The organism is Psychrobacter sp. AOP7-B1-24, assembly GCF_052376215.1.
Classification (GTDB): domain Bacteria; phylum Pseudomonadota; class Gammaproteobacteria; order Pseudomonadales; family Moraxellaceae; genus Psychrobacter.
In genome coordinates this window covers 20,643-33,923 of record NZ_JBQSVL010000032.1, presented here as the reverse complement: position 1 = coordinate 33,923, position 13,281 = coordinate 20,643, and the positions used below count along the sequence as shown (strand labels likewise).

Annotated in this window: 10 protein-coding genes; 1 reads left to right on the top strand and 9 read right to left on the bottom strand. The window is 39.5% G+C overall.

Translation table 11 applies throughout. The features are described 5' to 3' along the window. Positions 1 to 47: 47 nt before the first annotated feature. Positions 48 to 1,898, bottom strand: coding sequence for a translational GTPase TypA (gene typA / locus ACT3QP_RS08315; protein ID WP_444518502.1), 1,851 nt, complete (start codon positions 1,896 to 1,898; stop codon positions 48 to 50). 357 nt (positions 1,899 to 2,255) lie between these two features. After that, a complete protein-coding gene (locus ACT3QP_RS08310; RefSeq protein ID WP_444518501.1) occupies positions 2,256 to 3,551 on the bottom strand; it encodes an OmpA family protein in 1,296 nt (431 codons plus the stop codon). A 696-nt stretch (positions 3,552 to 4,247) separates the two neighbouring features. Between ACT3QP_RS08310 and ACT3QP_RS08305 the strand changes: the two genes are divergently transcribed. Further along, the gene (locus ACT3QP_RS08305; RefSeq protein ID WP_444518500.1) at positions 4,248 to 4,832 is read left to right on the top strand and encodes a pilus assembly FimT family protein; all 585 of its coding nucleotides are present in this window, start codon (positions 4,248 to 4,250) and stop codon (positions 4,830 to 4,832) included. Between the two features lie 40 nt (positions 4,833 to 4,872). Here ACT3QP_RS08305 and recO read toward each other — a convergent pair whose 3' ends face one another. The 7 genes from recO to ACT3QP_RS08270 all read right to left on the bottom strand — a co-directional run bounded on the left by recO (position 4,873) and on the right by ACT3QP_RS08270 (position 13,220). Next, a complete protein-coding gene (gene recO, locus ACT3QP_RS08300; RefSeq protein ID WP_444525142.1) occupies positions 4,873 to 5,649 on the bottom strand; it encodes a DNA repair protein RecO in 777 nt (258 codons plus the stop codon). Between the two features lie 206 nt (positions 5,650 to 5,855). Beyond that, positions 5,856 to 6,968, bottom strand: a complete 1,113-nt coding sequence (gene era, locus ACT3QP_RS08295) for a GTPase Era (RefSeq protein ID WP_444525141.1) — start codon at positions 6,966 to 6,968, stop codon at positions 5,856 to 5,858. Between the two features lie 232 nt (positions 6,969 to 7,200). After that, positions 7,201 to 7,998 (bottom strand): ribonuclease III, encoded by a 798-nt coding sequence (gene rnc / locus ACT3QP_RS08290; RefSeq protein ID WP_444525140.1) that lies wholly within the window; start codon positions 7,996 to 7,998, stop codon positions 7,201 to 7,203. Positions 7,999 to 8,202: 204 nt separating this feature from the next. Beyond that, positions 8,203 to 8,595, bottom strand: coding sequence for a DUF4845 domain-containing protein (locus ACT3QP_RS08285; protein ID WP_444525139.1), 393 nt, complete (start codon positions 8,593 to 8,595; stop codon positions 8,203 to 8,205). 236 nt (positions 8,596 to 8,831) lie between these two features. Next, positions 8,832 to 9,734: a signal peptidase I gene (gene lepB, locus ACT3QP_RS08280; RefSeq protein WP_444525138.1), complete on the bottom strand. Its 903-nt coding sequence runs from the start codon at positions 9,732 to 9,734 to the stop codon at positions 8,832 to 8,834. Between the two features lie 100 nt (positions 9,735 to 9,834). Further along, on the bottom strand, positions 9,835 to 11,631 hold the full coding sequence (gene lepA / locus ACT3QP_RS08275; protein ID WP_444525137.1) for a translation elongation factor 4: 1,797 nt from the start codon (positions 11,629 to 11,631) through the stop codon (positions 9,835 to 9,837). A 356-nt stretch (positions 11,632 to 11,987) separates the two neighbouring features. Continuing rightward, positions 11,988 to 13,220, bottom strand: a complete 1,233-nt coding sequence (locus ACT3QP_RS08270) for a capsule biosynthesis protein (RefSeq protein WP_226945091.1) — start codon at positions 13,218 to 13,220, stop codon at positions 11,988 to 11,990. Between the last annotated feature and the right edge of the window lie 61 nt (positions 13,221 to 13,281).

Sequence of the window (13,281 nt, the reverse complement as noted above, 5' to 3'; positions counted from 1 at the left end):
GATTGTGTTAGCCTTTTTTATTAATTCACTAAAATCGAATGGGTATATTAAGCACCTTTTTTACCACGACCATGACGCTTACGCTCACTTTCAGTCAAGTAACGTTTACGGATACGAATCGCTTTAGGTGTTACCTCAACCAACTCATCATCTTGAATAAATTCAAGTGCTTGCTCAAGCGTAAACTTCACTGCTGGAGTCAATGTCAATGCTTCATCAGTACCACTAGCACGGACGTTAGTCAACTGCTTAGCAGTAGTTGGGTTAACCGTCATATCGTCGCTACGAGAGTTTAGACCAACAATCATACCCTCGTATACTTCAAGCTGTGGCTCAGCAAACAGCTTACCACGTTTTTGTAGATTGAATAGTGCAAAGCCTAGGCAAACACCTTTCGCCATAGAGACAAGTACACCATTAGTACGGCCACCAACATCACCAATCTTCTGTGGACCGTAATGTGAGAAGCTTGATGTCATAATTCCTGAACCTGAAGTTAAGGTTAAGAATTCAGAACGGAAACCGATCAAACCACGTGCAGGGATAGTCGCTTCAATACGCATACGACCTTTACCATCAAGTTCCATGTTAGTCATTTCGCCTTTACGCAGACCAACTTGCTCCATGATAGAACCTTGATGCTCTTCTTCGATATCAAAGACAACGTTTTCATACGGCTCTTGTAGTTTGCCATCCACTTCTTTGACAATAACTTCTGGGCCTGAAACACCCATTTCAAAACCTTCACGACGCATGTTTTCGATAAGTACAGATAAGTGAAGCTCACCACGGCCTGATACTTTAAATTTATCAGGAGACTCTGTGTCTTCTACACGTAGTGCCACGTTATGAATCAATTCACGCTCAAGACGCTCACGAATGTTACGTGAGGTCACAAACTTACCATCACGACCAGCAAATGGTGAATTGTTTACTTGGAAGTTCATTGAAACTGTAGGCTCATCAACCGTTAGTGCTGGTAATGCTTCAACATTAGCTGGATCACAAATTGTATCTGAGATATTAAGTGCATCAATACCAGTGATACAAACGATATCACCAGCCTGTGCATCTTCAACATCAATACGATCAAGACCGTGGTAGCCCATTATTTTTAAAATACGGCCATTACGCGTACTGCCATGCTTATCAATGACAGTTACTTGTGTGTTCAGTTTAACTTTACCACGTTGAATACGGCCAATACCGATAACCCCAACAAAGCTGTTATAGTCAAGGCTTGAGATTTGCATACGAAACGGCGCGTCTGCATCAACCTGTGGCGCTTGCACAACATCAACGATGGTTTTGAACAGTGGCGTCATATCATCAGCTAAGTCATCAGCTTCTAGACCAGCAATACCATTCAACGCTGACGCATAAACAACTGGGAAATCAAGCTGTTCATCAGTTGCGCCTAAGTTATCGAACAAATCAAAAATTTGATCCATTACCCAATCAGGACGTGAACCAGGACGGTCAATTTTGTTGATGACAACAATAGGCTTTAGACCTTGCTCAAACGCTTTTTGCGTCACGAAACGAGTTTGTGGCATTGGACCATCAACAGCATCAACCACTAGCAGTACGCAATCAACCATCGACATGACACGTTCAACTTCACCACCAAAATCGGCGTGACCTGGGGTGTCAACGATGTTAATACGATACTCTATCTCTGAAGATGTATCTGTCCAGCGGATTGCTGTGTTTTTAGCCAAAATGGTAATACCACGTTCTTGCTCAATATCGCCTGAATCCATTGCACGTTCAGCAATGTTTGCACGGTCGCCAAAAGTACCAGACTGATGTAATAACTTATCAACCAAAGTTGTTTTACCGTGGTCAACGTGGGCAATAATTGCAATGTTACGCAGGTGTTTGATATCGTTCGCCATATAAAATGCTCGTTTCGTCTTAAAAAAATGCAGTAGCATTAAGCGCCGCTGGATAAACCTTTATCATCAACCAGATAGATATTGAGTATTTACTTTTAGACAATCGCACAGTGTGTGCTATTAATCAAATAATTTCAATACAATCAAGTATCTATACTGATAAATTCATCATACAGATAGCTATGCTAATGTACATTCTGTCAATTTACAGAATGTTTGGGTCGCTAGTATAACATTATTGATTCATAAATTTATGTAATAACTTACTTTTCTCAATACATAAATAAAAAAAAGCCACCCAATGGGTGACTTTTTTTGTAACTATATATTTATATCACATAACCAGTTGGCTATTACTTACTGAACAACCATATCTTTAGTTTGTTCAACAGTCATTGTTTTGTCACCAGTGATGATGGCATAAACACGACGGTTCATAGCACGACCTTCTTCAGTATCGTTTGGCGCGATTGGGTTGTCATAACCATAACCAACAGTTGATAGACGGTTTGGAGCGATACCGAATTCGTTAGTTAGCATAGATTTAACAGCAACGGCACGAGCTTCAGATAGACGTTGGTTATAACGTGCTGAAGGACCAGTTTTAGAAGCATGACCTTCTACGCGTGCTGTAGAGTTAGGATACTCACGCATCTTCTCTGCTACTTTAGCAATCTCTGGTTGGTACTGAGATTTGATAGCTGATTTGTCGTTATCAAAGAATACACGTAGTTCCATTTTTAATTCATCAGTAATATCTACTGGTACTGGGCAACCGCGCTCATCTACAACTACGTTCATTGGAGTGCCTGGGCATGCATCCATGCTATCAGGTACGCCGTCACCGTCAGAGTCAAGATCAGACTCAACAACTACTACAGGAGTAGTTTCAACTACTGGCTCTTCCATTGGTGGTACGTCTACTGTAGGTGCTAAATGGCCACCAAGTACGACTTCTAGACCGGCCAATGCCATGCCTTCCCACCAGTTGTTATCAAAGTTATGAATCGCACGAGCTTCACCACGTAGGCTTAGGGCATCGTTGATACGATACATAGCACCTAGACCTAGGTTACCGATAGTGTCTTTAGAGTTTGAAACTTCAGTACCAGCAGAAACGGTATCGCCATCACTGTTAACATAAGTTTCTTGGTTTTCTACTTCGATTTTAGACTGACCAGCACCAACCAATACATATGGCTTTAGTGCACTATCAGTATAACCAGTGAATTCTTCAGTACCGATTAAGAAGTTACCAGTTAGCATGGTTTGTTCTACGTCAAAACGGTTAACGCCTGCATCAGCAGAATCTTCTGAAGCTTCGCCGTTTGCGTTTGATACACCGTACTCAACTTGGAACTGAGTAGAAGGAGTAAGTTCGATACCTAAAGCTGCACCAGTATAAAGGCTGCTTTCTTTAGCTACGCCACCGTTGCTGTTACCACGACTACCATCACCGATAGTGTTACCGTTGGCATCTACATATAGATCTTTACCAGTACGTAGAACATCACGCTGCTTATCAGCTGTGTCACTGATATCGTCAGTAACATGATAACCTAATAGTAACGGAGTAATAGTTACACCAGCGTTAGCGGCTAAAGGTGCTGCTGCTACTGCAACCAAAGCTAAAGCTATTTTATTTAATTTCATGGACTTCCTCCAAAGGATAATTTTAGTGATGCGTTAAGCAAAACCATGTATCAAGACATTTTTAAATAGACATCTTGTACGAATTTTAAGTGACAAAGCAAAACCAATTAAGGAGTAGCTTAGCGATTATAGATGAAGTTTACAACTTTTTTCGTTAACGAGCTACACATTATTACACGATAAAGTTATAACTAAAACACAATAGCTCTCTGAAGTTACCTAGAACTAACACACCTTACGCTTTTTATCTTTTGCATGTTAGTTTCCAATAGATAGTAAACCTAACAACATCTATTGCCTAGTTATATTTTAATACAGTAGATACTTTTTCTCTATTACTAAAACTCATCATTCACCAATTGAAACAATTTTTGACAGTAGACATATATTCTGTATATATTATAACACTCAACATTATTTTATATATAGTTTTTATACATTCAATATATTAAAAACACTGTTTTTGATAGCTAATATCGCCAAAACACTTAACCAACTAATGAAAAAAGCGAGATCGTTTTATTGAACAACATTATCCACTATAGGTAATCAAACCTCATGACATTGCTCTATAAGATATCGTCAAATTATAATAAGCTATCTACACGTTTCTCACTCATATTACTACCAATGAACGATGAGCGCATGCGTAAAAGGCTTAGTAGCTTTATAACTCGAATCTATAGCGTGTTTTTTTTGGGAAAAACATACAATACAAAACCGTCAAGACAAACCAAGGCTTTTAGAGGCAAACAAGGTTTTACGCTAGTCGAGCTCATTGTCACTACAGCAGTGTTAGCAGTTATAGTGGCTATCGCAACGCCAATCATACGAACACAGTTGGCTCGAATGGAAGCAAAACGGATTAAAATCCAGTTAGCAAGTTCGCTAGCTTCAGCAAAAGCGGAGAGTTACATTAGAAGACAGGACGTCATTGTATGCTTATCTGATAGCGGAGGACGCTGTCACAGAGATAGCGACAAAGTACTTTTGCTGTTCGTAGACAACAATAGCAATAAGCATTTTGATGATGAAGTAGATTTTTTAATCGCTCAGCATACCTTAAACCTTAAATACAGTAAGCTCAGTTTACGAGTTGGAGCTAGGCGACATTACACCAAATTTTGGGGAGATAGCGGACAACCTCGAGGACACTTTGGTCATATCAAATATTGCCCCACCGTTGACTACAATGAAGCGATGTATCTTATATCATTTAGCCAAACAGGCCATATTAAACAAAAATTCAATGCAGACCATCCTACCAAATGTGATAGTTAAGCAAGCTGACATATCATATGTTTAGCAACATATTTAACAACTACTGGTAACGTCGCTGCTGCTGCCATAGTAAACGGCTTTGTAATGGTTGATAATCAAGCAAATGATCAATCATATATCGATGTAGCTTCGACCAATTATTCAAAGTGGTTTGAGTAATACCCAAATCTGCCATTTTAATAATATCAACACCCATAAAGACAGTTTTTTCAGTGCTACTTCCTAACTCTTCAGATTGAATGTTACTCTGTAAAACAGGCATGAATCCCGCATCAGGTAAAAAGTAATAAGAGCATTCAGGCTCAATAGTATCTTGAATGCTATCGTGGGTGAACGTTAAAGTAAAACCCAACTCTTTGAACAGATAATACTCAAATTGGCGCAAGCAAATGCGTAATTCAATAGCACTTAAAGAGTGTCTAAGTTGGTGCAGACTATCTTGGTAATACTGCCATAATACAGGCATAGGATATTCAGCAGGCAAAAGTCGCCATAAGATTTCGTTTAAATACAGTGCTGAATATTGATTTTGACCAGTGATGTTCTTATAAGGGACTGACTCTAGAGTAGTAGCCGTCTCGTACTCTTCTGCTATATCGATCGAAGTAGCACTTTGTGAGGTGATATGAATTTGACTAAATGTCTTTAAATCACGCTTGCCCGTAGCAAAAAGCTGTAACGGCATAAACAGTGGGGCGCCTTTTTTCCCAATACCATGTACCACACCATGTTTCTGAGAAAACAGATAATATAAAGCGCGCTTTTCTTGATAAGGACGTTGATGTAATAAATAACCGACTAGCGCTTCGTTACGCATTTCTTATTACCTCAACATCGAACATCTAGAGAAATCTTCAGAATGCTAGGTCGTGTCTTCATTTTAAAAATGAGATAAACTGCCATCAAACAAGAGAAATAATACAGATAATACTGGATTATTAACCCGCTATTGCATGATGTCTGGCAAGATTTAGCCCAATTAGATAACTATCTTTTAAATTGACGACACGCCCTAGTCTGCAATTAATATCCCAAACTGGTCAATGCTCGCTCATCGTCAGACCAACCACGCTTCACTTTTACCCATAACGTTAGCATGATCTTTTTGTCAAAAAGCTGTTCCATATCTTTACGAGCATCCATGCCCACTTGCTTGATACGTTGACCTTTATCACCAATCACAATAGCTTTTTGACCACTGCGTTCTACATAAATAGTCGCATCAATGAATGTGCAGGCTTTACGTGGACGACCTGTTTTTGGATCGGTGTGCGCAGGCTCATCTTTGAATTGGTCTATCTGTACGGTTAAATCATAAGGCACTTCATCACCTGCACTACGCATGATTTTTTCACGGATAATCTCACTGGCCAAAAACCGTTCTGAGCGGTCAGTGATCTGTTCAGTATCATAGATAGGTGGCGCGACTGGTAAATGTGATGCAATCACTTCTTCTAAACGGTCTAAGTTTTGATTTTTTAAAGCAGATACTGGAACGATATCAGCAAAATCGAAACTGTCGTTAAAAGTTTCAATAAGCGGTAACACACTGCCTTTGTCTTTCAAGGTATCTGATTTATTAATAACCAATACCACAGTCAGATCTGTTTCACCAAGTTTCTGTAATGTCAGTAAATCATCGTCACGCCATTGGTCTGAATCCACCACAAATAGCACTAAATCAACATCAACCAAAGCAGATACTGCTGCTTTATTCATACGCTCATTAATAGCACGTACTTCATTATGGTGAATGCCTGGTGTGTCTACAAATACAGCCTGCATTTCATGATTAGACAAGATACCATGAATACGATGACGAGTTGTTTGTGGTTTACGTGACGTAATGGACAGTTTTTGACCCAACAAGTGATTCATCAAAGTTGATTTACCAACGTTTGGACGTCCCACAATCGCAACATAACCAGTTTTAAAACCATCAACCGTACCAGTATGCCCGCTAGGTGCAAAAAACTCTTCAATTGCGGTGTTATTTTCTAACGAGATATCTTCTGATTGATTGATGTCTTTGGTTGTAATTTCGACGTTATCTTGGTTTATATTTAACTCTGTGCTTTCAGTCATATCGTTGGTACTATCTTCATTATTTGATGGCAAATCAGTACGATTGCTCATAGGGTAAATCCTGTAAGGTTTATAACCAATTAAAAGGTACTTAATGAGTTATTGGTTATATCAATATTAAAAAGCGAAATCAGTATTGAATGGCAGACATTAACAGTTTTGAAATAAAAATATATGACATCTAAAACCAAGCAATTAAGGTTTAAAACGTTACGCTATGCATATTCACTAAATAACTATCATCAACTTAAAGTGGTCTTGATAGCGTATGAGTAAATGTGGCTTATGAACGTTTTTTCGCCGAGTTTGGTAGTTTATGCAATTGGTTAATCATTAATTCTGCTGCTTTTTGTTCAGCGATACGGCGACTCTCACCAGATTCAGTAATATCTACGCAGTTATTAATATTAACATGGCAACGTACAACGAAAATTTGATGCGGTGCATTACCACGTGTTTCCATCAACTCATAATGTGGCAAATCAAACTGCTTAGATTGAAGCCACTCTTGCAGACGGCTTTTAGCATCTTTTAATGCTTTTTGATCATTAACATTATCAATCAAATCACCATACCAAGAAAGCACACAATCTCTTGTGACCCCCATATCTTGACTATCTAAATAGATAGCACCAATCAAAGACTCTACCGAATCAGCCAGTATAGAAGCACGATTACGACCACCACCTTTTCTCTCACCCACGCCTAATATAAGATGATTTGAAAGCTCTAGGTTTTGAGCAATAATGACCAGTGACTCTTGACGTACAAGTGTGGCACGCATGCGAGTTAAGCGCCCTTCATTTTGGCTAGGATAGCGATGATATAAAGCCTCACCCACAATCATACCTAATAAAGCATCGCCTAAAAACTCTAAGCGCTCATAATTTTTTTTGCTATCAAACGAGCGGTGCGTCAATGCCAGTTTCGGCAGGCTCAAATCTTTGAACACATAACCCAACTTACGCGTTAATACCGCTAACCGTTGAATAAATTCTGAGCTAACAACAGGTCTTTCGATAGACGTGCTGTTTTTTTGAGGAGTAGGAACCGCTTGGGAATACTGCGAAGTTGGTTTCATGCGTGGCTTATGGTTATCCCTTCTGTTTTGCGAATTTAAGCATATAGTCAAAGTGTTTATAAATTGGTAAAGTGTTAACCTTACTATTTTGTACAATAGTATCATCTAAACTTGGTTGCTTTACACTAACTATTAACAGTTTTGACTATAGTGTTGATTGACTAATTTTATAAAAAGTTAATAGGCCTTTAAGCCCTTTCTTAATTACTCTGCTGTTGCCATTTCAATGTCACCTTCAAAACGATTGACGATATCAACATTTTTAAAAAAGTTATTCGTTACTTCATACTTTTTGTGAATAGCCAACTGACCTGTTTTTTTATCAGTAAAAGTAAATACATCTTCTGCCTTAGTATTATAACTGGCATCAATAGATAGCTGTTTATTAACACGACTAACGAACTGTTTGGCTGTCTCTTTGCTATCATTTGCTTCCTTGAGCTGTGCACTTAAGGTTTTGGTCAGTTGATAGTCACCAATCTGAGCTAGAACAATAGCAACCATCAATTTAGCAGTAATACCCAAAATGATGATAATTAATATGATGCTTGTCACACTAGCACCACGCTGCGTGGCCAATCCAGATAATTGCTGCATTATTATATCCTTCTACTGATAATATACTATTTTTAATATAGCCAAAGAACTCTAAAGTAGGTACAGGTTAAACAACTTTAGATTGTACAAGTAGTACCTCTAATGAGGGTAACGCTGTAGCTATTTAGTCGTTCTCTGACTATAGATGCCTAGATGCTAGGCATCTGTTATTAGATAGCAACAATATTAGCACAAAACGATTATCGAAAAGTCAACCAATAGAAATTCTCACAACCCTAATCAATCGTACCATTACGTTGGAAAGTTGGTAAATTCAGTCCTGGTGGCTTATGCATCCAGATATAAACGGCTTTGCCAGCTAAATTTTCATCGGGAACAAATCCCCAAAATCGTCCATCAGCACTACGGTCACGGTTGTCACCCATGACAAAATAATGTCCTTCTGGCACACTAATGCGCCACTCGGTACCTGCTGAGCTAACAACTTCTGGTGATTGCTGCTGTAAAAACGGGGCATATTGTGCACTATTCATACCTGTTAAGTAACGAACAAGATGCTTGTTTTCGCCCTGTGTTTCTTGAAAATACTCCGCCTCACCTTCTTCTTGCTGACCCATTGCTATAGCGTTTTCTTCTGTCAGCTCTTGTCCTGGAGATATCTCTCCTGGTGGATAAAGCTGTGACGTCAAATCCATATCTGCTGAAAAATCTACTGGCTGTGTATCGACGGGCACATCGTTAATGGCTAATATTCCTTGATCATAACTGACTGTATCGCCAGGCAAACCGATGACACGTTTTATATAGTAGATACTGGGATTTTCAGGATAACGAAATACTGCTACGTCGCCATGTTCGGGCTCACCAGTGTCTAACACTTTATTATAAGTCAAAGGTAGACGCACACCATAAGCATACTTATTAACCGCAATAAAATCGCCCGTATACAAGGTTGGCACCATAGATGATGACGGAATATTAAACGGCTCAATCAAAAATGAGCGCACAATCAATACCACCGCCAGTACAGGGAAAAAGTCGTAAGCCCAGCGTACTAGAAAACTCTCATTACCTCGTCCACGAGCTTTACGCTGCTTGAACGCCAGCTTATCGAATAGCCAAACAATACCCAAGCCTATGGTCAACGGTACTAAAATTAAATTAAAATCAAAATCCATACCAAATTGCCTATTAACGATCTGCTTTGACGGTTGTCATTTATTAACTATCATATTAATGATTATCATATTTGCACTAGCACTAATAAAGGTCTACTCTTTATTCTACTTGCAGTACCGCTAAGAAGGCTTCTTGTGGAATCTCCACGCTACCCACTTGCTTCATGCGTTTTTTACCAGCTTTTTGCTTAGATAGTAGCTTTTTCTTACGTGAAACATCACCACCATAACACTTAGCTAGTACATCTTTGCGCATGGCTTTAACAGTGCTACGGCCAATAATCTGGCTACCGATAGCCGCTTGAATCGCCACATCAAACATTTGACGCGGAATCAATTCTTTCATCTTAGTAACCAATGCATTACCGCGATAACGTGACTGGGTTTCGTGCACAATCATTGCTAACGCATCTACTTTCTCACCGTTGATCAGCACATCTACTCGAACCAATTTATCAACTTGATAGCGCTCAAAATTATAATCAAGCGAGGCAAATCCTCGTGAGACAGACTTTAAACGATCAAAGAAATCCATGACTACTTCGCCCATCGGAACATCAAAGATCAGCTGGACTTGTCGGCCCATAAATCGCATATCAACCTGCACGCCGCGACGCTCAATGCATAGCGTCATCACATTACCTAAGTACTCTTGTGGTACTAGAATCTGACATCGTGCAATTGGCTCACGAAACTCTTCAATATTATTCGGCTCAGGTAAGTGTGAGGGGTTATCTACATAAATAACATCACCGTTCTTTTTCTCAATCTCATAGATCACTGAAGGCGCTGTGGTGATTAAGTCTAAGTCATATTCACGCTCTAAACGCTCTTGGATAATCTCCATATGTAGCATACCCAAGAACCCACAACGAAAACCAAATCCTAATGCATCAGAGGTATCGGGCTCAAAAAACAACGACGCATCATTGATTTGTAGCTTTTGCAACGCTTCACGGAATTTTTCGAAATCTGTAGACTCCACTGGAAACATACCTGCGTAAACCTGCGGCGTAATTTGCTTAAATCCAGGAATGCGTTCTACGTCAGGTGTTTTAGCATGGGTAATCGTATCACCAACAGGCGCGCCAGCAATATCTTTGATCCCAGCAATCACAAACCCTACTTCACCCGCTTCTAAAATACCTGTATCAACAGGTTTAGGCGTAAATACACCAATAGAACTGACTGGATGTGCTTCTTTGGTCGACTTAATATAGATCTTATCGCCTTTTCTTACCGTACCTTGACGAACGCGCACCAAAGAAACAACACCTAAATAGCTATCAAACCACGAATCGATAATCAACGCTTGTAGTGGTGCGTCACGATCACCAGTCGGTGCAGGAATATACTCTACTAGAGCCTCTAGCAACTTATCGACGCCCAAACCAGATTTTGCGGACACACGTGGAGCATCAACAGCTTCAATACCAATAATATCTTCAATCTCTTGAATAACGCGTTCAGGCTCTACTTGTGGCAAGTCAATCTTATTTAAGACTGCCATCACTTCTAGGCCTTGATCAACAGCTGTATAACAATTGGCCACTGACTGAGCTTCTACACCTTGCGCAGCATCAACGACCAAAAGCGCGCCTTCGCAAGCCGCTAATGACCGCGACACTTCATAAGAAAAATCGACGTGTCCTGGTGTATCAATAAAGTTAAGTTGGTAGCGTTCTCCATTTGGATGATCATAGAACAAAGTTACCGATTGCGCTTTAATAGTGATACCACGCTCACGCTCAATATCCATAGAATCGAGTACTTGCGCCTGCATCTCACGATCTTGCAAGGCACCGCACATTTGAATAAAACGATCAGCAAGTGTCGACTTGCCATGATCAATGTGGGCAATGATTGAAAAGTTACGAATATTGGCTAATGCAGTCACAAAGCGCCTACTAATTTAAGGGTGATAGAATAATAAAACTAAAAAATAAATACTGTCAGACGTAAGCGATATAATAATTATCTATTGTTGAAGATCGTGAGAATCAGTGCACTGACCAATACTATCCTCTTAAATCAATAGCTCAAGACTCTATCACTTACATACAGATGTAAGGGAGTATTCTAGCAGTTTTCCACTATAAAGTAAGGCGATTTTATTAGTAGAGAGGTGATTTACAAATGAAGTTACGAGCTGATAACCTTACAGATAGAAAGTAAGGTGTTTATTGGCGCTCTATTATCTGATGTAGCGATCACAATCGACCATGAATCTGCATCAACAATCAAAACCAAACTCTATTGAGATGGGTTCGATTTCGAAACATCCGTCTCTATAGACTGACTATCTTCTTGATTCAGATACTTGTATGTCCATGGTGATTTACCATAAAAAGCACCGTTTAGCTGCGTTTGCTCTATCAGGTACTCACGAAATCGCAGATAAAACTCATTGTCTGGTTTTTTAGGATATTGCCAAAATTCATTCAATGGTTTTTGATCTGTTAGCTTAGGAGTATCGTAAATTGCTCGGCCCATGATCTTGGTGGGTTTTTTATGATAAATCGACTGTAACCCTGTCGTACTATTGATAGTCAACATTCCAATACTATGTTTCATCAAGGTAGGCAGGTGCATATCACAGCCATAAAAAACACGGTGCGTCACTTGATATCTCACCGCTAGGCTAGCTATCAGCTCACGATAATCTCGATGACCTCTATCTAGTGGATGATGTTTAAATACCAGCATCTGTTGCTTATCAGCATAGTTTGCAAAGCTTGCAATAGATTCATCTATAAACTGCACCACATCACTATAGTCGCTATGGTGCGTAATCTGTGAGTCATTATGCACTTGCAAGCTAATCAAGAAATAGTTGTGACTCTCTTGCTTAGTTAGCTTACTTTGTAGTTGCTTATCAGGAAAGTAACCCCGTAACTTACGCCACGGTGCTTTTATCCAAGCCATCGCCTCTTGCCATGCTGTCATACCGCGGTAATGTGAATAATGTGGATAGCGGCTTTTGTACATCCAAGCGACAATATAATAAACAATAGCAGCGATACTCAGACGATAAAAACGATTGTGTGTATATAGTGGTTGGTCATTGGCTTTTTTCAGTGCTTTAATGTCAGCTATATTTAGACGCGAATAACCATTAATACCATGTTCTTGCAAGGTAATATAGTCCGGACGCAGATAGCCCTCCTCAAGTACAAAAAAAGATATATCTAACTGCTCACTAACACAGGCAGCCTGTGCATGATGTGGACGACAATCGCCAAAACAAACAATTGCATCAATAGCATTATCTTTAATAAACACCTGTAACCAAGCCGAAAACTGCGCTAATGTTCCAGTATATTCATAAGTATTATCATGATGATAAAAAAAAGCATCGCCTGCATTAAAGTTAATTTTGCTAACTTTGATATCTTGCGTCTGTAAGAATGTTGAAAAGCGATTAAAAAACCCACCCATCTTTCCTTGTAGTAGCAAGACGTGTCGATGAGTAAGCAAATAAGACATCGAAGCTGCCATAGTACTGGATTACCATTGATTGAAGAATAAAAGATAAAAGCGGGAAAGG

Bases quoted from the DNA above. Each gene is read 5' to 3' on its own strand.
- typA (WP_444518502.1), bottom strand. From the start codon at position 1,898: ATGGCGAACGATATCAAACACCTGCGTAACATTGCAATTATTGCCCAC.
- ACT3QP_RS08310 (WP_444518501.1), bottom strand. From the start codon at position 3,551: ATGAAATTAAATAAAATAGCTTTAGCTTTGGTTGCAGTAGCAGCAGCA.
- rnc (WP_444525140.1), bottom strand. From the start codon at position 7,998: ATGAAACCAACTTCGCAGTATTCCCAAGCGGTTCCTACTCCTCAAAAA.
- ACT3QP_RS08285 (WP_444525139.1), bottom strand. From the start codon at position 8,595: ATGCAGCAATTATCTGGATTGGCCACGCAGCGTGGTGCTAGTGTGACA.
- ACT3QP_RS08270 (WP_226945091.1), bottom strand. From the start codon at position 13,220: ATGTCTTATTTGCTTACTCATCGACACGTCTTGCTACTACAAGGAAAG.
- era (WP_444525141.1), bottom strand. From the start codon at position 6,968: ATGAGCAATCGTACTGATTTGCCATCAAATAATGAAGATAGTACCAAC.
- recO (WP_444525142.1), bottom strand. From the start codon at position 5,649: ATGCGTAACGAAGCGCTAGTCGGTTATTTATTACATCAACGTCCTTAT.
- lepB (WP_444525138.1), bottom strand. From the start codon at position 9,734: ATGGATTTTGATTTTAATTTAATTTTAGTACCGTTGACCATAGGCTTG.